The organism is Paraburkholderia fungorum (assembly GCF_003610895.1).
GTDB classification, from domain to species: Bacteria; Pseudomonadota; Gammaproteobacteria; order Burkholderiales; family Burkholderiaceae; genus Paraburkholderia; species Paraburkholderia fungorum_B.
Genome location: NZ_MCAS01000022.1, coordinates 1 through 19,438, shown reverse-complemented (window position 1 = coordinate 19,438; position 19,438 = coordinate 1). Strand labels below are relative to the sequence as shown.

The following is a 19,438-nucleotide window of genomic DNA, read 5'->3' as shown; positions in this document are numbered from 1 at the left end:
GCGGGCTTACTTGCCTGGGGCTTGAGTCAGTGCCCTTGGTTACTTGCCTTGCGGCCGCAGGTAAGCGAGCCAGCGATGCTCGGCGCGGCGGAACAGCCACACGAGCGCAAAAGAAATGCACAGATAGAGCAGGGCGGCGATGCCGAACGCATTGAACGACTGATACGTGGCCGAGTTCACGTCACGCGCGATCTTGAGAATGTCCGGCACGGTCGCGGTGAACGCGACGGTGGTGGCATGCAGCATCAGAATCACTTCGTTGCTGTAGTACGGCAACGCGCGGCGCAGCGCCGACGGCAGAATGACCCGCCGGTACAACGTGAACGACGACATGCCGTACGCGCGCGCCGCTTCGATTTCGCCATACGGGGTGGCCTTGATCGCGCCCGCAAAAATCTCGGTGGTGTACGCGCAGGTGTTCAGCGTGAAGGCGAGCAACGTGCAATGCATGCCGTCGCGGAAGAACGCGTTGGTCAGCTCGTGGTTGCGAATGATGTCGAGACTGTACAAGCCGGTGTAGCAGAGCAGCAGCTGCACGTAGAGCGGTGTGCCACGGAAGACATATGTATACAGCCACACCAGGCCGGCGAGCCATTTCTTCTTCGACACGCGCGCGACCGCGAGAGGAATCGACAGGCAGAAGCCGAGCCCGATCGACACCACCAGCAGCCACAGCGTGATCGCGACGCCCGTGAGACGGTAGCCGTCGGTATAGAGATAGTTGCGCCAGTATTCCTGAATGATCTCGATCATAGATCCGCCTTTCGCACGCCAGTCGAGTAACGCTTTTCGAGGTACATCAGCACGAAGTTGGACACTGTGGTGATGACGAGATAGATCGCCCCTGCGAGCAGGGTGAAGAAGAAGAACCGCAGCGTGCCCTTGCCGGCATCCTGCGAGGCTTTGACTACGTCCGCGAGACCGATGATCGACACCAGCGCCGTGGCTTTCACCATGACCTGCCAGTTGTTGCCGATGCCGGGCAGCGCGAAGCGCATCATCTGCGGGAACATGACCCGCGAGAACACCTGCCAGCTGGTCATGCCGTAGGCCGCGCCTGCTTCGAGCTGGCCGCGCGGCACCGCGAGAAAGGCGCCGCGGAAGGTCTCGGTGAAGTACGCGCCGTAGATGAAGCCCAGCACCGCAACGCCGGCTACGAACGGGTCGATGTCGATCTGGTCCCAGCCGAGCAGGTCGGTCAGGTTATTCAGCCAGATCTGGATGCTGTAGAACAGCAGCAACATCAGCACCAGGTCGGGCACGCCACGCACGAGCGTCGTATAGACGGTGCCCACGCCATAGGAGAAGCGGTTCTTCGACAGTTTCGCCGCCGCGCCGAGCAGGCCCAGCACGAAAGCGAACGCCAGCGACAACACCGCCAGTTTGACGGTCTGCCAGGTGCCGCTAAGAAGCAGCGGGCCGTAGCCTTGAAGGAACATAGGGGGTCCTTGACGATGCGCTTATGGCGCACCGCGAAAGACGCGGCCAGCTGTGCACCGCGTTTGCCGCGAGCCTGAGCCCGCCGTTTCCTGCGGCGCACAGCGCACCGCTGTGCAAATCATGACTGCATGGCCGTTGCCGGTCTTGCAGCGCGCTTGTCGACTCTTGTTTTGAATCGGGGTTGAAGCTGCTTCTGAAACTGTTGCCGACTGTATTACGAAGCCTCGGGAAAGCCCATGCGGGCGAGCCCCGAGTTTCGTGGGTGCTGCATATTGCGGGGTGCCTCGCCCGGCTGCCGGTCCGACGACCCGCTGCCTGGTTCAGTGCCCGGCTCAGCGCCCAGGATAGATATCGACGTCGAAATACTGCTTTTCGAGCTTCCTGAACGTACCGTCCTGATGCACCTGCGCCAACGCCTGATTGAACATCGCTTTCAGCTCGACGTCTTCCTTGCGAAGGCCGATGGCCGTGCCTTCACCAATCGTCTTCGGGTCTTTCACTTCCGGGCCGGCCCAGCTGAAGCCTTTGCCGCGCGGGGTCTTCAGGAACCCGGCATCGGCTTGCAATTCGTCCTGCAACGCGGCGTCGAGACGCCCCGAAGCGATGTCGGCATACACCTGATCCTGATTCTGGTAGGACACCACGGTCACGCCTTTGGGCTCCCAGTACGCCTTGGCGTAGGCTTCCTGAGTCGAACCCTGCTCGACGCCGACATGCTTGCCCTTCAGCGATTCAGCCGTGGGCAGGAGCGGCGAGCCGGCTTTGGCGATCATGCGGGCTGGCGCGTCGAACAGCTTGCCGGAGAAATCGATCTGCTCGCGGCGCTTGTCCGTGACGGTCAGCGACGACACGATCGCATCGAACTTCTTGCCCTTCAGGGCCGGAATGATCCCGTCCAGATCCTGTTCGACCCACACGCATTTGACGTTCATCTTCGCGCACAGCGCTTTCGTCAAATCGACGTCGAAGCCGACGACCTGGCCGCTGGCCGCCTTCGATTCGAACGGCGGGTAGCTGGCGTCCACCCCGATGCGCACGGTTTTCCATTCTTTCGCCATGGCGCCGGTGGCCATGACGGCAAGCGCCACGCACAGTGCGGCCTTCTTCATGTTTCTCCTGGATCAAACTGATCGTCGTGGTGCACCGATCTCGACGACCGCCGGCTCGTGGCCGGCCGTCGCTATTCTAGGCGGTCAAAATTGTCGCGCCGCGTCCGGGTTCCGCTTTGGTTTCGCTGCGGTTCCGTTCCGCTTCTGTCCAGCTTCTGTCCCGCTTCCGCGCAGGTCTTTTCGACGTATCCGGCGAAATCGGCGAGAGTGCGAAACCCGCGGCAGCCCCATCGCGGCTTGGCCGCCGAGCCCGCCGGCGCACCTTTGGCGCCCACGCGTCTTGAAAAGGGCGGTATTTTACCCGAACAGGGGCGAGGCGCCAGTGCGGCACGCCGTCAACCGCCGGTGGGTGGGCGCATGCGTTGTGGATGCGCGACGCTGGCGACGCCCAGTCTGGCTGTGTTCGCGCGTGTTCATTCGCCCGATGATCGGCACGCCGGCGGCCGGAATCGCGAGGCGGCCCGCCAGTAGCCGGGCTGGCAGCGCCGAGCGCCCGGCCGGCCCGAGATTGCATGGATTTATGGAACGATCCGGTGCGCCGTTGCCGATTGTTTAGCGTGCCTCGCGCCCATACATTCTGGGCATTGTTATTGAGTCACTGGGAGACCTTCATGATCGAGATTCGCCGTTCCGACGAACGCGGCCACGCCAATCACGGCTGGCTCGATTCGTATCACAGCTTCTCGTTTGCCGATTACCGCGACCCGCAACACGTGCATTTCGGCCCGCTGCGGGTGATCAACGAAGACCGTATCGCAGGCGGCCAGGGTTTCGGCACGCATGGCCACCGCGACATGGAAATCGTCACCTATGTGCTCGAAGGCGCGCTCGCGCACCGCGACAGCATGGGCAACGGCTCGACTATCCGGCCGGGTGACGTGCAGCGCATGAGCGCCGGCACGGGCGTGATGCACAGCGAGTTCAACGCATCGCAGGACGAGCCGGCGCACCTGTTGCAGATCTGGGTGATCCCGCAGCGCGTCGGCGACCAGCCCGGCTACGAGGAAAAACGCTTTGACGATGCCGACAAGCGCGGGCGTCTGCGCGTGATCGCCTCGCCCGACGGCCGGGACGGTTCCGTCACGATTCACGCGGATGCCTCGATCTACGCGGCGTTGCTCGACGGCGCGCAAGAGGCTTCGTACGCGTTGCCGAAAGGGCGTCTGGCCTATGTGCACGTGGCGCGCGGTGCGCTGACCGTGAATGGCGAAGCGCTCCAGGCGGGCGACGCCGCCAAGCTCAGCGGGACCGATATGGTGACGCTCGAGAAGGGCGAGAATGCCGAAGTGCTGCTGTTCGATCTCGGCCCGCTCAACGGCTAAGCAACCGCCAAGCAACCGCCAAGCAACGGCCAGGCGCCAGTCACGGGCCGCTCAAGCATCGGCCGATAGCCCGGGGGGCGGACGCTGGTTGCGAGCGCAACGAGTACCTCGGCCCGAAGCGCAGACTGCGCGCAAACAAAAACGCCACGGAAGATTTTCCGTGGCGTTTTTGCATTCGGAAGGCGGCCCCGCAAGCCGCCTTCCGCCCGTGTCATACCGCTTATTGATTCGCGGCGGGCGCCGACGCCGCGCCCTTATGATGCTGCCAGCGCTCTTGCATCTTTTCGTGACGCGCTTCCATCTTCGCAAAACGCTGCTTCAGCGCGGTGCTGACAGTGGTTTTCTGCTGGTCGTTCAAGCCGTTATAGAAAGCGAGCCACGCATCGGTGGTTTGCTGACGCAGTTGCGCGTCTTTCTGCTCGACCTGCTGGTGCGCCGCAGCCATGGCGTTCAGATCCAGGATCGGCTGCTGCTGCGCGGCCTTCATCTGGTTCTTGATCTGTTCATGGTTGGCGCGCATGGCCTGATGGTTCTGCTTCATTGTGTCGAGCGCGGCCTGCCATTGCTTTTCCTGATCCGCGTTCAGCTTAAGCTGGTCGTGCAGTTGCGTCAGTTCCTTCATGAAGTGGCCATGCCAGCCACCAGGGCCGCCTTGACCGGCGGGTTGTGCGGCATAGGCGGCACCCGCGCCGATGGCAAGGGCGGTAGCGGCGACGGCGAGAACGCGCGACATCTTTTTGGTGGACATGTAAAGCTCCTTGTAATGGAATAGCCGACGATGCAACCGGTGATAGAGGACGGCCTGCATTCGGTAAGTCACAGCGTAGAGAAACGAGTCGGGCGCTGTGTTACGCGAACGGATGCGGCTATTACGGGTCATTACGTGCGCCTTTCACGGTAACACCCGGTAACCCTTGCGGGCCGTCTGAAATCGAAAACCCCTCCTACCGCGCGTTAAACTTCATCCCATGGCTACTCAAATACTTGTTGTTGACGACGACGTCGAATTGCGCGATCTGCTGCGCGACTATCTGGCCCGTCAGGGCATCGAAGTTTCGGTGCTGCACGACGCGGGCACGCTCGAGCGCAGGCTCGAACGCGAGCGTCCGGATCTGATCGTGCTCGATCTGATGATGCCGGGCGTAGACGGGCTGACCGCGCTGCGCAAGCTGCGCGCGTCGGGCGACGACATCCCTGTGATCATGCTCACCGCACGTGCTGACGACGTGGACCGGATTGTCGGGCTGGAGCTCGGCGCGGACGACTATCTCGGCAAGCCGTTCAATCCGCGCGAACTGTTGGCGCGCGTGCAGGCGGTGCTGCGGCGGCGCCGCACGCTGCCGTCGGCGGCGGCGCCGGAGCAGCGTGAGCCGTTCAATTTCGGCCGCTTCACGCTGGATTTCCAGTCGCGCACGCTGCATCTCGAAGACAAGCCGCTCACGCTCTCGGGCAGCGAATTCGCGCTTCTGAAGATTTTCGTCAATCACCCCATGCGCACGCTCACCCGTGAGCGCCTGCTTGAATTGCTGCATGGCCCGGAGTACGACGGCACCGACCGCGGCATCGACGTACAGGTGTGGCGTCTGCGTCGCATTCTCGAAACCGATCCGTCCACGCCGCGCTTCATTCAAACGGTGCGCGGGCGCGGCTACGTGTTCGTGCCGGATGGCGAGCAGCATGCGTCGGCCCATTGATTCGCTTTTCGGGCGCCTGGCGCTGCTAGTTATTGCAGTGCTGCTCCTGTCGCATTTCGCGTGGTACGCGCTGATGCGGCTCGAGCGCAGCCAGTTGCAAACGCGCTATGCCGTCGAGGAAGCCACCTTCCTCGTCGACGCGGTGCGTCAGCACGTCGCCCGCACGCCGGATCTGCCCTTGCCGTCACGTGTGCGGCTGGTCGATCCGGCGAGCTCCGACGTGCCGCCGGACAGCACTAATCTGCCTGCGCCGCTTGAACGCTTTATCGAAGACGTGCGCGATCGCATGCCGGCCGGCACGCTGGTGCGGATCGGCCAGCCTGGCCGTCCACCCACGCTGTGGGTGCGCGCTACCACGGATCGCAGTTGGATCGTCGTGCCGGTGCAACCCTTGCGCCCGCCGCGCTCGCTCGATCGCACGGTGCTGTGGCTCGCCATCATTTTCTCGTTCGCGGTGATGGCGGCGCTCTTTGCCGCATGGGCGCTGCAGCAGCCGTTACGTTCGCTCGCCCAGGCGGTGGCGCGCTTCGGCCGCGGCCTGCCGGTGCCGCCGGTCCCCGAGCGCGGTCCGCGCGAGTTGCGGCAGTTGACGCACGGCTTCAACCAGATGGTTCAGGAAGTGGCGCGCACTGAAAACGACCGGGCGGTCATGCTGGCCGGCGTCGCGCACGATCTGAAAACGCCGCTGGCACGCTTGCGGCTGCGCGCTGAAATGATGGAAGAAGTGAAGATGCGTGACGGCGTTGTGCGCGACGTCGATTCGATGACGCATATCGTCGAGCAGTTTCTGGTGTTCGCCCACGACGGCGCCGATCGCAGCGAAGCGGTCGAAGTAGACGCGCAGTGCGACCGGGTGGTGCGCAGTTATCGCGCGGTCGCAGCCGGTGCGCCCACGGTGCGCACCGAGCTCAATGCTGGGCCGGGTTTCCTGCTGCCTGCGGCGACGCTCGACCGGATTCTGTCGAACCTGCTGGACAATGCACATGCCTACGGCGCGCCGCCGATCGTGGTCGCCACGGCGCGAACCGCGCAAGGTTTCACGCTTTCGGTAAGCGACAATGGCGGCGGCATCGCCGCGCAGGACCTGATCAATGCCAGCCGCCCGTTCGTGCGGCTCGACCCGGCACGCGGCGGCAACGGTCATAGCGGGCTGGGGCTCGCAATCGTCGAGCGTCTGGTGCGGCGGGCGGGCGGGGAGTGGGAGATCGGCAACCACGAAGGCCGTGGCTTGCGGGTCTTGATGAGCTTTCCGTTCGAAGTGGTGCCGCGCGTCACGGCGGCCTCGGAAAGCGTCTGGTAGGTTGAGCGGGGCCGGGGCAGCAGGTGCCTGGCCCTCTAACTTCATGCCGGAACGCGCGCCCGGCAATGGCTGCCTCAGTCTGAAGCTAGTCTGAAAACAGCGTATTCAACGCATTCGCCGCGTCACTATCCACCGTATTCCACGTGACCGTTTCGGCTTCAAAAATATAGTGCGTGGTGTATTTGCCGAGACGCGTGAGTATTTCTTCCTGAATCAATTCCGGTGCGACATCCAGTTTCAGATACCACGCGGTCGACGACAGGCGTGTCTGGAACGCGCCATATTCGGCCAGCAAATGGTCGAATGCGTCAGCATCCTGATCGCGACAGACGATGACCAAATTTCCCTTCATGCGAATCTCCCGTTAGAGCGGTAGCGGCAACCTCAATGTCAGGGTTGATGATACCTGCTTCCTTACGGAACGCCGGAGGGCCAACTTGCTTTGCGTCAGTTGCCGCGCTTGAGCGGGCGCCGGTGGCGCGACAGGCACGGCGGGCAAGGCAGTGCCAATTGAATGTCGGCGCGGACCGGCACGCGACTAACCGGTATGAGCGAATTTCACCAGGCGTTGGCCACCGTCCGCGCGGGCGGCGCGGTGTCGTCAGGCGGCAGCGCTTCGATGCGGTCGCGCCCGCCCGTCTTAGCTGCGTAAAGCGCCATGTCGGCGCGGCTCATGATGCGCTCGGGCAGATCGTCGGCGGAGAGTTCGGTGATGCCGATGCTCACGCTCAGGCCCACCGAAGCCGGCAGTTTCGGCGAAGGAACCGCCTTGAGACGCAGGCGCAAGCGCTCGACGACTTCGCGCCCCCCCTCCAGATCCGTGGCCGGCAGCAGCAAGCCGAACTCTTCGCCGCCCAGCCGGCCGATTGCATCGGTGCCGCGTAATTCAGCCCGGCAGGTGTCGACGAAATGTTCGAGCGCGCGGTCGCCGGCGGCGTGGCCGAAGCGGTCGTTGATCTGCTTGAAGTGGTCGAGGTCGGCAATCGCCATGCACAACGGCTCATTGCCCGCATGCGCGCGTTCGATCTCGTGACGCAGCAGGTCAAGGAAGTAGCGCCGCGACAGTGCGCCGGTCAGCGCATCGTGGCGCGCTTCGGCCGAGAGCAGGGTGTTGGCCGATTGCAGTTGTTCGGCAAGATCGCGGGTGGCGCGATGGTGGCGCCGCTCGCGCACGTACGACACGGTGATCACCCACGCAAGCGCGACGGTGCCGGCCAGCGTCAGAAACACCAGCAGATGATCGCGCTTGTGATTGCGCAGCAGCTCGGGCCAGGCCGCGAGCGGATCGACCAGATGGGCCGACAGCCCCGAATTCAGGCCGCCGCGTGCCTGGTATAGCGCGGGCGTGCGCTGCTCGCTCATGCCGAACAACTGGCTGGCGATGGCGGCGGGAACCCAGGGCGCCTGCTCGCGCACCTGAGTGTCGATCTGGATCCGGACGTCGGGGAGGATGTCGCGGCGGTAGATGGTCCGGCGCTCGGCGGCGCTCATCTGCGTGACGCGCGAGTTCGGCAGGGCATGGCCTTCGAGTTCGCTGTTGTGCGCCATGATGATGACGCCGTGTTCGTCCGCGACGAAGGTGCCGGCATGGGCGACCCAGTGGCGCAGCCGCGCGATCCCCACCTTGGCCACCACGGCCCCCACCAGCAGGCCGTCGGCGTAGACCGGCGCCGCGATGAAGATGCCAGGCTCGCCGCTCGAACGGCCCACGCCATAGGCTTCCGAAAACGCACCGAGCAGGGCATTCGTCAGATAGCTGCGCGTGCGCATGTCGACGCCGACGAAGGAGCGTTCCGCGGCGAGCGGATTATTGGCGGAGTTGCTCGATGCGACGCAGGTGCCGTTGGTGTTGACGAGCCAGATCTGATCGAGCCCGGAAAAGCCTTGTGCGTCATGCAGGAAGTTGCTCACGGTGAGCATCTGCGGGTCTTTTAGCAACGCGGCGCGCAAGGCGGGTTCCGTCGCTTCGCCGTTCGCGGCATAATTCTGCGATTGCACCAGCGCGTGCTGGACCACGTCCATTTCGGCCATGGTTGCGGGGATCGCCCGAGACATCGAAAGATCGCTCGCGATCACCTCGGCCATGTTATCGACGATCGACGTGGACATTTGCCGCTGTGTGCGCAAGGCCGCGTCCAGCTCTTGCTGTACCATCCGGTCCGCAACCATGCCGGCCACGAACCAGCAAACGAGCACGATCAGCGCGAAGCTGATCGGTCCGGTTGCCTGGCGCAAGGTTGTCCTGTTCATCGACTCTCAGATCCGTCTGGCTGTGGCATGCAACTAGCTCATTCGTGGCAGCGCGGTGGCGCCGTTTTGTCCGGTTTTTTGCCCGGTTGTTTCCGCCCAGCTGTTATGCCCTCATGGAAGCGGCTGGCGATACGGCCTCGGTATGGGCCGCGCTGGGTGCCGCGCAGGGGGCCGATATAACCGTACACAGCGTGCGTCTTTTGATTTTAACCGTCATGGGGCCTGACGCCACTGTTATTGCGGGAATGCGAAGTGTGTCCGTCCCGTTCATCAGGTCCTTAACGGCAGCGTGTCGGCTTTCTGAATGGCAACGCGGGTTTTCAGGGTGTTTGAAATACCTGGCCAGCTCGCGCTCGCGATTGCCTGAAAAGTGGCTGACACACGAGGGGAGATAATGCGCTGCACCTCGCCGGATCGACGCTGGATGAAGGCAGCTTGAAGGCCGTCTGAAGGCCGTGGCCGGGGCGTACGCTGCTATTTGCTGGTATTTGGCGCGAAAGGTTGTGCCTGAAACATAGGATGGTGTAGTGTCGTGCCGTCCAAAACAAGGAAAGCCCGCCGGCCTTAGGGCGGCGCCCGCGGCGACAAAGCAGTCCGGCTTCGCGGTATGGTCCTGGGCGGCTCGCTCAAGGACACGTCCGCACCGGTCTATGTGTCTCCAACGCTAACGATTTACCGCGCACACGCGTTTTGCCATGCCTGATTTCCGCTTTCCGGACCGATCTTCAGACTGCCGCGCCGAAGCCGCGGCCTCCTTTGTCTATTCGAACACCTGTAATAACGAGGAGGCCGCCTGATGGACTTCAGTTTCGACCTGAAACGCACCGCAAACGCTTCGGCGTGGCGATTATTGCCAAACGGCTGGGATTTCGTCGCCTTCCCGCTGATCATCTGCGTGATCGCGATGGCCGCGATCGGTTTTCATCAGACGCTAGCGCCGATGTCGACGCTGAAGACCCAGGTCATCTCGCTCGACCCGTCGAGCCTGCCTGAATACGCCATGCGCACGACGCTGCGCATGCTGGCGGCAATGGTGGCCTCGCTCGTCTTCACGCTGGTTTATGGCACGCTCGCCGCGAAGAGCCGCCGCGCGGGTCTCGTGCTCGTGCCGATTCTCGACATCCTGCAGTCTGTGCCGGTGCTGGGCTACATTTCGTTTACGGTCACGTTCTTCCTCGCGCTGTTCCCGGGGCGCGTGCTCGGCGCGGAGCTCGCCGCGATCTTCGCGATCTTCACGAGCCAGGCGTGGAATATGACCTTCAGCTTCTATCAGTCGCTGCGCACGGTGCCGCGCGATCTGGATGAAGTGTCGCGGGGCTTTCATCTGACGGGATGGCAGCGCTTCTGGAAGCTCGAGGTGCCGTTCTCGATGCCCGGCCTCATCTGGAACATGATGATGTCGATGTCGGGCGGCTGGTTCTTCGTGGTGGCTTCCGAAGCCATCACGGTGGGCAACAACACGATCACGTTGCCGGGGATCGGCGCGTATCTGGCGCAGGCGATCTCGGACAAGAATCTTCACGCGGTCGGCTGGGTGATTCTGGCGATGACGGTCGTGATTCTGGCCTACGACCAGTTCCTGTTCCGCCCGCTCGTGGCGTGGGCCGACAAGTTCCGCATGGAAACGACCAGCTCCGGCAATGCCCCGGAGTCGTGGCTGCTCGACCTGATCCGCCGTACCCGCCTGATCCACCGCCTGCTGGTGCCGATGGGCTGGGTCTTCGCGAACGCCGCGCGCGTGCCGATGCGTTTGCCGGCATTCGACCGCGTTCGCTTCGCGATTCCGCAGCGCCAGAAATCGTCGCGCGTGGGCGACATCGTGTGGGGGATCCTCGTGATCCTTCTGACCGTGTATGTCGTGTACAGCGTCGTGGCGTATGTGCGCACCGGCGTGACGCTCGACGAAGTGGGGCACGTGTTCGTGCTGGGCCTCATTACGCTGCTGCGGGTGGCGCTGCTGATCGCGATCTCGTCGGTGATCTGGGTGCCGCTCGGCGTGCTGATCGGGCTGCGTCCGGCGCTTGCCGAGAAGATCCAGCCGCTTGCGCAGTTTCTGGCGGCGTTCCCGGCAAACCTGCTGTTTCCGGTATTCGTGATCGTGATCGTGCGCTTTCACCTGAACCCGGACATCTGGCTGTCGCCGCTGATCGTGCTCGGCACCCAGTGGTATATCCTGTTCAACGTGATTGCGGGCGCGAGCTCCTACCCGAACGATTACCGCGAGGCGGCCGCCAACTTCGGCATCCGCGGCTGGCAGTGGTGGCGCAAGGTGATGCTGCCCGGTATCTTCCCGTACTACGTGACGGGGGCGATTACCGCATCCGGTGGCGCGTGGAACGCGAGTATCGTCTCCGAGTTCGTGCAATGGGGCGATACCAAACTCGCCGCACACGGTTTGGGTGCATACATTGCGCAAACTACCGCCGCGGGCGACTTCCCGAAAATCATTCTCGGCATCGCCGTGATGTCCCTCTTTGTGACCTTGTTTAACCGCCTGCTGTGGCGTCCGATGTACGCCTATGCCGAGGCCAAGCTTCGGCTCGATTGAGTAAATTTAAGGCAAACCGCGATGCAAAATCCTAAAGCTGCCGTAACCGCCGCGCCGGTCCAGACGCCGCCGATGCCTCCGCGCCTGGGTGAGGAAATTCTGTGCGTCAAGGACGTGTGCCGGGGGTTCAACAAGACCCAAGGCGAGTTGCTCGTCCTCGACGATGTGAACCTGTCGCTGCGCGAAGGTGAGATCGTCGGCATGCTGGGCCGTTCGGGCTCGGGCAAGTCGACCCTGTTGCGTATCATCGCCGGCCTGATCGAGCCGACCGATGGCGAAGTGACGTATCTGAGCAAGCCGCTCGACGGCCCGGCGAAGGGCGTCGCGATGGTGTTCCAGACCTTCGCGCTATTCCCGTGGCTGACCGTGCTGCAGAACGTGGAAGCGGGTCTCGAAGCGCAAGGCGTGGGGGCGCGCGAGCGTCGCGAACGCGCCCTGGCTGCGATCGACCTGATCGGTCTCGACGGGTTTGAGAACGCGTATCCGCGCGAGTTGTCGGGCGGCATGCGCCAGCGCGTCGGCTTTGCGCGCGCGCTGGTGGTCGATCCGACGCTGCTGCTGATGGACGAGCCGTTTTCCGCGCTCGACGTGCTGACCGCGGAAACCTTGCGGACCGACCTGCTCGACCTGTGGACGCAAGGCCGCATGCCGATCAAATCGGTGCTGATCGTCACGCACAACATCGAGGAAGCGGTGTTCATGTGCGACCGCATTCTGGTGCTGTCGTCGAATCCGGGTCGGGTGATTGCCGAGATCAAGGTGCCGTTCAAGCATCCGCGCAACCGGCTGGATCCGGCGTTCCGCCGTCTGGTCGACGAGATCTACGCCAAGATGACCGCGCGCCAGACCGACGAATCGACCAAGAAGGGGCTCGAACTCGGCAGCTGGCTGCCGCATGTGTCGACCAACCTGATGGCCGGTCTGATCGAAACGCTAGCCGCCGCGCCGTACCACGGCCGTGCCGACATGCCGGAAATCGCCCGCTCGCTGCATCTGGAGGTGGACGATCTGTTCCCGGTGGCCGAAGTGCTGCAGCATCTGGGTTTCGCCGACGTGCGCGAAGGGGATATTTTCCTGACGCCGCCGGCACGCGTCTTCTCGGAATTCGGCACGCAGGAACGCAAGATGATGTTCGCGGAGCACCTGCTGCGCCACGTGCCGCTCGCGGCGCGGATCAAGAAGGTGCTGAACGAACGCCCGGGCCATCGCGCGCCGCGCGTGCGCTTCGAGCAGGAGCTGGAGGATTTCCTGTCGGACAGCGCTGCGGAAGAGACGCTTGACGCGGTGATCAACTGGGGCCGTTATGGCGAGATCTTCTCGTATAACGACCAGACCGAAATCTTCAGTCTGGAAGACGTGGAGTCTTAAACACGGTCGGGTTGATTAAGACGCCAGAGGCGAAAGCCATGCAAAAAACGGCAGGGGAGACCCTGCCGTTTTTTTATTGCAGATTGCCCCAGCGCTCGACCGCCGGTTCCGCCGATGCCCATTTCCAACCCTTGTCCTGACGGCACGCGCTGGCTGTGTACCAGTCTTCGTGCGCATTCGGATCGTCGCCGTCCTGCACCGAGAACACGAATTCCTTGCACAGCGCGAGCGCCGAGCTGAACGCGCGCGTCACGCGCACCTGGCCATGGCCGTTCTCGATCGGCAGCGAGTGCTTGACCGCCCAGGGCCGTGTCTCGCCGACCGGCATCGCGCCCGCCAATGCGGCGATCAGGTTCTGCTGATCGGTGTGCATGGTACGCATGTAGCGGTTGACGGCCTCGTCGGTCGCGGCCTGCACGGCGATACCGACGCCGATGCCGACTGCCGGGTTTGCAGTCACAAGGCCCGACGCGACGCCGGCTGCGGCACCGCTCGCCGCGCCGACCGACGAGCAGCCACTTGTCAGCAGGCTGGCGCCGACGCAGATCGCAGCGGCCAGCACGAGCCGCAGCCGGTTGCCGGCAAGCGCCGCCGTACGCGCGCGCGGAGCGTGGGCGGCACGTGCGCCATGATCGGTGCGTAGTTCAGACAGCGCGCATCCATTCTGGGGACGTGGAAGCGACAGCGCCCTCATTGCAGCGCACCCCAGCGCTCGGTGGCGGGTTCGGCCGACGCCCATTTCCAGTTGTCGCCATCACGGCAGATCGACGCGACGTAGAACGCGCTGCTGGCCGGCACATTTTTGGTGGCGGTCTGGTCGACCGAGAAGACGATTTCCTTGCAGTCGAGCGCGCCGGTGCTGATCGTGCGGCTGACCGTGACGCGGCCGTGTTCGTCGTCTTCGATCGGCACCGAATGGGTCACGCTCCACGGTGCAATCGCGCCGACCTCCAGGGGGCCGGCGATTTTGGCGATGCCGTCCTGCGTGTTCTTATGGACTACGCGTTCCGAGTACTGCACGCCGGCGCGTGCTGCGGCCACTGCGCCGAGACCGATGCCGGTTGCGACCGCGGCATTGCTGGTGACTTTGGCCGCGAGCGCGGCGCCTGCGACACCGGCGCCGGCGGTGGCGCCTTCGGAATAGAGCGAACTACATCCGCTCAAGGCCGACGTGATCGCCGCTGCCAACGCGACGAGCGCCGTGATATTCAGGCGCCCACGGTTGGCTGCTTTGGACGCGTTGGCTGTTTGTTTTACTCCTGCGGCCCACACCATACTTTTTTGCATTTCCCTGTCTCTGCTCCTGCAAGTGCCTTCACACACGCGTGGTTCATTCACGTGCTTCACGTTTGTGAACGGCGGGCATGCGAGAGGCACGGCTTTCTCATCGTTGCACTATGCGCTGCCGCATTTTGCAGGATGCGATTTGTAATTGGCAGTGGGAAAGTGCAAGCAATTGCAAAAGATGGTGCGAGTCAAATCGGTTTCTGGTGGATAGAAGCCGATTTGATTGGTGGTGCGAAGGGATTAATTGTGAGATGACGTGTCTGCAAAAAAGGGTCGTTTCAGCGAGGAGGGTCTGTATAACAAGCGCACAAAGCGGGTAAAAAAGTGAGCGCTCAGTACACGGAAGAGACACGCTCACGTGAACCAGGCGCGTGAGCGCCCGGCACCGTTTATGGCTCGGTTTCTTCTTCCGCGCCATCCTCGCCGCCGTACACGCTCAAGCGGTTGTACAGCGTTTTCAGACTCACGCCGAGCGCTTTGGCCGCGCGCCGCTTGTCGCCGCCGCAATATTTGAGCGTGCCGAGAATGATCTGCTTTTGCGCATCGGCAAGGGGCGTGCCGATCCACACGCTCATCGCGTCGCCCTGCGTCACCGGCTTTTTCACGCGCGAGGCGAGATGCGGGTGCGGCAATTCGACTGTTTTCTCCGCGAGAATGAAGGCGCGATACACCGCGTTCTTCAGCTCGCGCACATTACCCGGCCAGGACCAGGTCCGCAGTGTTTCGATCGAGCGTTTGCTGAAGCTTTTGCCCGTGCTTTCCTGCTGATTCAGCAAGGCGAGAAAGTGCTGGGCGAGCAGTTCGCGATCGCCCTCGCGTTCGCGCAACGGCGGTGCGCGCAACGGGAAAACCGCGAGCCGGTACATCAGGTCTTCACGCAGACCGTGTTCCTTCACGGCGACCGCGGGGTCGCGATTGGTGGCCGCGATGACGCGCACGTCGCTGTGAATCAGATCGTTGCCGCCGACTCTGAAAAACGTGCCGGTCTCGAGTGCGCGCAAAAGTTTGACCTGGCGCACCGGCGCCATTTCAGTGATTTCGTCGAGAAACAGCGTGCCGCCGTTCGCATGCTCGAAATAACCGATGCGGCCCTGCACTGCACCGGTGAAGCTACCTTTTTCGTGGCCGAACAACTCGGCTTCGATGAGTTCGTCGGGAATCGCGCCGCAGTTCACGGCGATAAACGGGGCATCCTTGCGGCTGCTTTGATCGTGAATCGTGCGGGCAATCAGTTCCTTGCCGGTGCCGGATTCGCCGATGATCAGCGCGGTCGCGTCGGTGCTGGCGACGCGTTCGATCTGTTCGTACAGATCGAGCATCACCGGCGACGAGCCATACAGCAGCCCGTACGATTTCAGTCCCGCGATGCCGTCCGCGACGCGCTGCTTCGTCCGTGCGGCGGAGACGGCTGGCGGGTCCAGGTCGATTGACGCCATAAACGAGGGAGTCCTGTGCAAATGGGGTTCGGTGTTGCGGTGCCCAAGCCTTGACGCCCTTGGAGCAAGACAGGCCAGTTCGGTCACTATCTCATATAAATTCGATTTAACCACTTTGGCCGTGCTTCCGGCAATCCATGTGGCGGGCGGCGAAATGGCCGGTCGCACGCCTGTCGAAAGTGCCTGGGCCCGTGCCGCTATGGATGAGAGCGGCAAATTGACCGGGCACGGCATTTGCGGCATGAATTCGACGTGTGTGCGCACTTGAGCAGATCTGTTCAAGGCGCGCTGACGGCGGATGCGATTCCGCGATGGTTCGTCGTGCGGCGAACGCAAGCAGGACGCAAATGGGACGCAAGCGCCGAATTCAGACATAGGAGCGAATAATGAGTGACACCACGCAACAGCTAGCACTCGGCGGCCAGAAGATTGTCGAAGATCTGGGAGTGCTGCTGACGGATTCGGAAGAGATGCTGCGGCTGGCGGCCAATATGCCGGGCGAGGGCGTCGATGCACTGCGCGAACGGCTGAGGGCGCATGTCGAAACGCTGCAAACGGCGCTCGGCGACGCACAGCAAAACGCGAAGCATCGCTACCGCGTTGCTGCCGTCAATGCCGAACGCTACGTGAGACGCAACCCGTGGCGCTCGCTCGGCATGGCCGCGGGCGCCGGCTTCCTGCTTGGCGTTATCACGGCGCGCTGACGCGCCATGTCGGACGCAGGTTCGCGAGGCGACAACAAGGAGTTCACGATGGGACGACCCAAAATTGGCATCTTCGGCGCGCTGGTGGCGCTCGGTGGATTTATGGCTTTTCGCTACGTGCAGCGAAACCGTGCCGCACAGGTTTCGGCGGCGCGTGACCTGAGCCGCTGGGAAGGTGAGGGCGGCACGGTAGCGACGCCTACGCCATCCGGCAGCGTGAGCGTGGCGAGCGCCAGCCCGGCCGCGCCAGACACGGCGCGTGGCGCAAATGGCGCGCATCCGAACGGCCAAGGCGGCGCATGGCCGTTTCCGCGTAGCGACGGGCCACAGTGAACCCCCTTGTGTGCGCCGATGTACCGCCGCGCACCGCCGCCCGCGGGTTCGCCAGGCGGTGCCTGGCACGCGTGACGAATGCGTCTTGATAAAACCGTATAATATAAAAATAGACAACAATCCTGCCGCGCAACAGGCAATTTGCCGGTTGATTGTTGCGATATTGAGTCAAGTCAGGGGTTTGGCGCTGCCGCGTGATGTTAGTGTGTGCTCACAATCAGGGCGCGCGCATAGCATAGCGGGAAGTGGCCGGCCGGCATTTCAGCATGCGCTTTGCATGTTCCCCTTTCACGCTTTTGGGCTTTCGAAACGCGATGCCACACGTACTGATTGTCGATGACGATGCCGGTACCCGGGAGGCGCTTGCCGCCATCATCGGGGAAGACGGTCTGACTACTGCCACCGCTGGCGATTTGCGCGAAGCGCGCATTCAACTCGTCCGGCAGATGCCGGACGTCGTCTTTACCGACCTGAAGCTGCCTGACGGCAGTGGAGTCGATCTGTTCGAAGATCTCGATCCGCGCTCTGGCGTGGAGGTGATCGTGATTACTGGCCACGCCACGGTGGAGTCGGCGGTGAACGCGTTGAAGATGGGCGCGACCGACTACCTGGTGAAGCCGATCAACATGCAGCGTGTGAAGGCGATCCTGTCGCGCCTGCCGCGCGCCGGCGACCTGAAGGCGGAAATCGGCACGTTGCGCGGCGAGTTGCGCCGCATGGGCCGCTTTGGTTTGATGCTCGGCAATTCACCGGCCATGCAGGAAGTTTATGACCAGATTGGCCGCGTCGCCCCGACGGCTGCGTCGGTCATGCTGGTGGGCGAGTCGGGTACTGGCAAGGAAGTTGCCGCGCAGACGCTGCACCAACTCAGCTTGCGCCGCAAGCATGCGTTTCTCGCGGTGAACTGCGGCGCGATTTCGCCGAACCTGATCGAATCGGAAATGTTCGGCCACGAGCGCGGCTCGTTCACCGGCGCGGACCGCCAGCACAAAGGCTATTTCGAACGTGCGAACGGCGGCACGCTGTTCCTCGACGAAATCACCGAAATGCCGATCGAGTTGCAGGTAAAACTGCTGCGCGTGCTGGAAACCGGCATGTTCATGCGGGTCGGGACGACCAAGGAAATTGAAACGGATGTGCGCCTGATTGCGGCGACCAACCGCGATCCTGAGCAGGCGGTGCTGGAAGGCAAGTTGCGGCTCGATCTATACCACCGCCTGAACGTGTTTCCGATCAGCCTGCCGCCGCTGCGTGACCGGGGCAAAGATGTGGAGTTGCTTGGGCAAGCGTTCCTCGACGAACTCAACGAACGTCACAGCACGAAGAAGCATTTCCCGGCTGCGGTGAAGGAGATGTTGATGTCGTATCCGTGGCCGGGCAATGTGCGCGAGCTGAAGAACTACGTGCAGCGTGCGCACATCATGTCGGGTACGGATTCGGATAGTACGGCGACGGTGCCGTTGCAGATCACGCTGTCGAAGCCTGCGGCTGGTACGGCGATTACGATTGCGTTTGGGACTTCGCTTGCTGAGGCGGATCGTCAGTTGATTCTGGCTACGCTTGAGCAATGTGGTGGGGTGAAGACGCGGGCTGCTGAGATTCTTGGGATTAGTTTGAAGACCTTGTACAACCGGCTGGTTGAGTATGGGAATGATGCAAGGGATGAGGGCGATTCGGTTGATGAATCGCGGGCTTTGGGGGGGGCGGATGTTTGATGTTATGCGGGGCGCTGGTTTTTCCTTGTTCTGATCGCTTTGGCCTTTCCTTGCTGTGTTAGTGGTCTATTAGTGTTGCCCCTGTGCGGGGCGGCACTTACTTTCTTTGCCGCCGCAAAGAAAGATAAGCAAAGAAAGCGGCGGCGGATTCAACCGGTCGTTGCAACACCTCTGTTCCAATAGGGAAATGGAGAGTGGAGCACGATGGGACGACAAAGAAGACCGTGGTTGAACACCGCACAGAAGGCGGAAATCTGGAAGCTGTGGCGCGAGGGCGAGTCGCTGAGTGAAATCGCGCGGATGCTCGAGCGCCAGCCGAGTGCCGTTTATCACGTTGTGAACAGGAACGGCGGATTTTCCCCGCCCGTGCGCACACGATCTGCACGGGCACTGACGCTGGCCGAACGCGAGGAGATATCGCGGGGCCTTGTCGCAGGCGGTACGATGGGCGAGATTGCGTTGCAACTGGGGCGCTCGAAATCGACCATCAGCCGGGAGATTTCGCGTAATGGCGGCAGCCACCGATATCGGGCGCACGAGGCCGATGTGAACGCCTGGGAGCGTGCACGGCGGCCCAAGGTGTGTGCGTTGTCAGGCAATGCGCGGCTGCGCCGGCTGGTGGCGGCCAGACTCAAATTAAAATGGGCCCCTGTACAGATAGCGGGATGGCTCAGGCGCGAGTTCCGGGTCAACAAGGACATGCAGATATCACACGAGACGATCTACCGGAGCCTGTTCATCCAGGCACGCGGGGTCCTTAAAAAGGAACTCGTCGAGCATCTTCGTACCAATCGTACGATGCGTCAGGCGAAGAGCGCCTCGGCAAGCGGGCAGAACAGGGGCAGGATAATCGGGGCCGTGTCGATCAGCGAAAGACCGGCCGAAGTGGAAGACCGCGCGGTGCCCGGGCATTGGGAAGGCGATCTGCTGGC

Annotated in this window: 18 protein-coding genes; 9 read left to right on the top strand and 9 right to left on the bottom strand. The window is 62.8% G+C overall.

Translation table 11 applies throughout. From position 1 onward, the window contains the following. Window positions 1–39: 39 nt before the first annotated feature. The 3 genes from BCY88_RS20485 to BCY88_RS20475 form a co-directional block, all read right to left on the bottom strand. Window positions 40–753, bottom strand: coding sequence for an ABC transporter permease (locus tag BCY88_RS20485; protein ID WP_120346019.1), 714 nt, complete (start codon window positions 751–753; stop codon window positions 40–42). Beyond that, window positions 750–1,439, bottom strand: coding sequence for an ABC transporter permease (locus tag BCY88_RS20480; protein WP_120346018.1), 690 nt, complete (start codon window positions 1,437–1,439; stop codon window positions 750–752). Before BCY88_RS20480 ends, BCY88_RS20485 begins: the two co-directional genes overlap by 4 nt. Before the next feature lie 333 nt (window positions 1,440–1,772). Beyond that, complete coding sequence (locus tag BCY88_RS20475) at window positions 1,773–2,549, bottom strand: ABC transporter substrate-binding protein (RefSeq protein WP_120346017.1); 777 nt, start codon at window positions 2,547–2,549, stop codon at window positions 1,773–1,775. 611 nt (window positions 2,550–3,160) lie between these two features. Here BCY88_RS20475 and BCY88_RS20470 point away from each other — a divergent pair. After that, a complete protein-coding gene (locus tag BCY88_RS20470; protein WP_120346016.1) occupies window positions 3,161–3,871 on the top strand; it encodes a pirin family protein in 711 nt (236 codons plus the stop codon). A gap of 220 nt (window positions 3,872–4,091) precedes the next feature. Here the strand turns inward: BCY88_RS20470 and BCY88_RS20465 are convergent, their stop codons facing one another. Beyond that, window positions 4,092–4,619: a periplasmic heavy metal sensor gene (locus tag BCY88_RS20465; protein ID WP_120346015.1), complete on the bottom strand. Its 528-nt coding sequence runs from the start codon at window positions 4,617–4,619 to the stop codon at window positions 4,092–4,094. Window positions 4,620–4,839: 220 nt separating this feature from the next. Here BCY88_RS20465 and BCY88_RS20460 point away from each other — a divergent pair, with 220 nt between their 5' ends. Then, window positions 4,840–5,565 (top strand): response regulator, encoded by a 726-nt coding sequence (locus BCY88_RS20460; RefSeq protein WP_120346014.1) that lies wholly within the window; start codon window positions 4,840–4,842, stop codon window positions 5,563–5,565. After that, window positions 5,549–6,865, top strand: a complete 1,317-nt coding sequence (locus BCY88_RS20455; RefSeq protein WP_120346013.1) for an ATP-binding protein — start codon at window positions 5,549–5,551, stop codon at window positions 6,863–6,865. Before BCY88_RS20460 ends, BCY88_RS20455 begins: the two co-directional genes overlap by 17 nt. Before the next feature lie 85 nt (window positions 6,866–6,950). On the opposite strand, the gene BCY88_RS20450 is transcribed toward BCY88_RS20455, so the two are convergent. Together BCY88_RS20450 and BCY88_RS20445 are read right to left on the bottom strand one after the other, a co-directional pair. Then, on the bottom strand, window positions 6,951–7,217 hold the full coding sequence (locus BCY88_RS20450; protein ID WP_120346012.1) for a double-stranded DNA-specific endonuclease: 267 nt from the start codon (window positions 7,215–7,217) through the stop codon (window positions 6,951–6,953). 206 nt (window positions 7,218–7,423) lie between these two features. Beyond that, the gene (locus BCY88_RS20445; protein ID WP_120346011.1) at window positions 7,424–9,115 is read right to left on the bottom strand and encodes a sensor domain-containing diguanylate cyclase; all 1,692 of its coding nucleotides are present in this window, start codon (window positions 9,113–9,115) and stop codon (window positions 7,424–7,426) included. A gap of 796 nt (window positions 9,116–9,911) precedes the next feature. On the opposite strand from BCY88_RS20445, the gene BCY88_RS20440 reads away from it, so the two are divergent. Beyond that, window positions 9,912–11,663 carry an ABC transporter permease gene (locus BCY88_RS20440; protein WP_120346010.1) on the top strand — a complete coding sequence of 584 codons (1,752 nt, stop codon included), beginning with the start codon at window positions 9,912–9,914 and terminating at the stop codon, window positions 11,661–11,663. A gap of 21 nt (window positions 11,664–11,684) precedes the next feature. Further along, window positions 11,685–13,031 carry an ABC transporter ATP-binding protein gene (locus tag BCY88_RS20435; protein ID WP_120346009.1) on the top strand — a complete coding sequence of 449 codons (1,347 nt, stop codon included), beginning with the start codon at window positions 11,685–11,687 and terminating at the stop codon, window positions 13,029–13,031. A 73-nt stretch (window positions 13,032–13,104) separates the two neighbouring features. On the opposite strand, the gene BCY88_RS20430 is transcribed toward BCY88_RS20435, so the two are convergent. From BCY88_RS20430 to BCY88_RS20420, 3 genes are all read right to left on the bottom strand, one after another. Next, complete coding sequence (locus BCY88_RS20430) at window positions 13,105–13,725, bottom strand: hypothetical protein (protein ID WP_259461461.1); 621 nt, start codon at window positions 13,723–13,725, stop codon at window positions 13,105–13,107. Then, a complete protein-coding gene (locus BCY88_RS20425) occupies window positions 13,722–14,318 on the bottom strand; it encodes a hypothetical protein (RefSeq protein WP_120346008.1) in 597 nt (198 codons plus the stop codon). The genes BCY88_RS20430 and BCY88_RS20425 overlap by 4 nt, the downstream gene beginning before the upstream one ends. A 389-nt stretch (window positions 14,319–14,707) precedes the next feature. Next, window positions 14,708–15,754 carry a sigma-54 interaction domain-containing protein gene (locus BCY88_RS20420; protein ID WP_120346007.1) on the bottom strand — a complete coding sequence of 349 codons (1,047 nt, stop codon included), beginning with the start codon at window positions 15,752–15,754 and terminating at the stop codon, window positions 14,708–14,710. A 386-nt stretch (window positions 15,755–16,140) separates the two neighbouring features. On the opposite strand from BCY88_RS20420, the gene BCY88_RS20415 reads away from it, so the two are divergent. From BCY88_RS20415 to BCY88_RS20400, 4 genes are all read left to right on the top strand, one after another. Continuing rightward, complete coding sequence (locus BCY88_RS20415) at window positions 16,141–16,458, top strand: ElaB/YgaM/YqjD family protein (RefSeq protein WP_120346006.1); 318 nt, start codon at window positions 16,141–16,143, stop codon at window positions 16,456–16,458. A gap of 48 nt (window positions 16,459–16,506) precedes the next feature. Further along, window positions 16,507–16,791 carry a hypothetical protein gene (locus tag BCY88_RS20410; RefSeq protein ID WP_120346079.1) on the top strand — a complete coding sequence of 95 codons (285 nt, stop codon included), beginning with the start codon at window positions 16,507–16,509 and terminating at the stop codon, window positions 16,789–16,791. 314 nt (window positions 16,792–17,105) lie between these two features. Then, window positions 17,106–18,506 carry a sigma-54-dependent transcriptional regulator gene (locus BCY88_RS20405; protein ID WP_120346005.1) on the top strand — a complete coding sequence of 467 codons (1,401 nt, stop codon included), beginning with the start codon at window positions 17,106–17,108 and terminating at the stop codon, window positions 18,504–18,506. 204 nt (window positions 18,507–18,710) lie between these two features. Continuing rightward, a partial coding sequence (locus BCY88_RS20400) for an IS30 family transposase (protein WP_147408512.1) occupies window positions 18,711–19,438 on the top strand: 728 nt, incomplete at its 3' end.

What these genes read in the sequence shown, in the direction of transcription:
- BCY88_RS20475 (WP_120346017.1), bottom strand. Translation starts at nt 2,549, where the DNA reads ATGAAGAAGGCCGCACTGTGCGTGGCGCTTGCCGTCATGGCCACCGGC.
- BCY88_RS20470 (WP_120346016.1), top strand. Translation starts at nt 3,161, where the DNA reads ATGATCGAGATTCGCCGTTCCGACGAACGCGGCCACGCCAATCACGGC.
- BCY88_RS20485 (WP_120346019.1), bottom strand. Translation starts at nt 753, where the DNA reads ATGATCGAGATCATTCAGGAATACTGGCGCAACTATCTCTATACCGAC.
- BCY88_RS20455 (WP_120346013.1), top strand. Translation starts at nt 5,549, where the DNA reads ATGCGTCGGCCCATTGATTCGCTTTTCGGGCGCCTGGCGCTGCTAGTT.
- BCY88_RS20445 (WP_120346011.1), bottom strand. Translation starts at nt 9,115, where the DNA reads ATGAACAGGACAACCTTGCGCCAGGCAACCGGACCGATCAGCTTCGCG.
- BCY88_RS20420 (WP_120346007.1), bottom strand. Translation starts at nt 15,754, where the DNA reads ATGGCGTCAATCGACCTGGACCCGCCAGCCGTCTCCGCCGCACGGACG.
- BCY88_RS20410 (WP_120346079.1), top strand. Translation starts at nt 16,507, where the DNA reads ATGGGACGACCCAAAATTGGCATCTTCGGCGCGCTGGTGGCGCTCGGT.
- BCY88_RS20440 (WP_120346010.1), top strand. Translation starts at nt 9,912, where the DNA reads ATGGACTTCAGTTTCGACCTGAAACGCACCGCAAACGCTTCGGCGTGG.
- BCY88_RS20465 (WP_120346015.1), bottom strand. Translation starts at nt 4,619, where the DNA reads ATGTCCACCAAAAAGATGTCGCGCGTTCTCGCCGTCGCCGCTACCGCC.
- BCY88_RS20480 (WP_120346018.1), bottom strand. Translation starts at nt 1,439, where the DNA reads ATGTTCCTTCAAGGCTACGGCCCGCTGCTTCTTAGCGGCACCTGGCAG.
- BCY88_RS20450 (WP_120346012.1), bottom strand. Translation starts at nt 7,217, where the DNA reads ATGAAGGGAAATTTGGTCATCGTCTGTCGCGATCAGGATGCTGACGCA.
- BCY88_RS20460 (WP_120346014.1), top strand. Translation starts at nt 4,840, where the DNA reads ATGGCTACTCAAATACTTGTTGTTGACGACGACGTCGAATTGCGCGAT.
- BCY88_RS20435 (WP_120346009.1), top strand. Translation starts at nt 11,685, where the DNA reads ATGCAAAATCCTAAAGCTGCCGTAACCGCCGCGCCGGTCCAGACGCCG.
- BCY88_RS20405 (WP_120346005.1), top strand. Translation starts at nt 17,106, where the DNA reads ATGCCACACGTACTGATTGTCGATGACGATGCCGGTACCCGGGAGGCG.
- BCY88_RS20415 (WP_120346006.1), top strand. Translation starts at nt 16,141, where the DNA reads ATGAGTGACACCACGCAACAGCTAGCACTCGGCGGCCAGAAGATTGTC.
- BCY88_RS20430 (WP_259461461.1), bottom strand. Translation starts at nt 13,725, where the DNA reads ATGAGGGCGCTGTCGCTTCCACGTCCCCAGAATGGATGCGCGCTGTCT.
- BCY88_RS20425 (WP_120346008.1), bottom strand. Translation starts at nt 14,318, where the DNA reads ATGCAAAAAAGTATGGTGTGGGCCGCAGGAGTAAAACAAACAGCCAAC.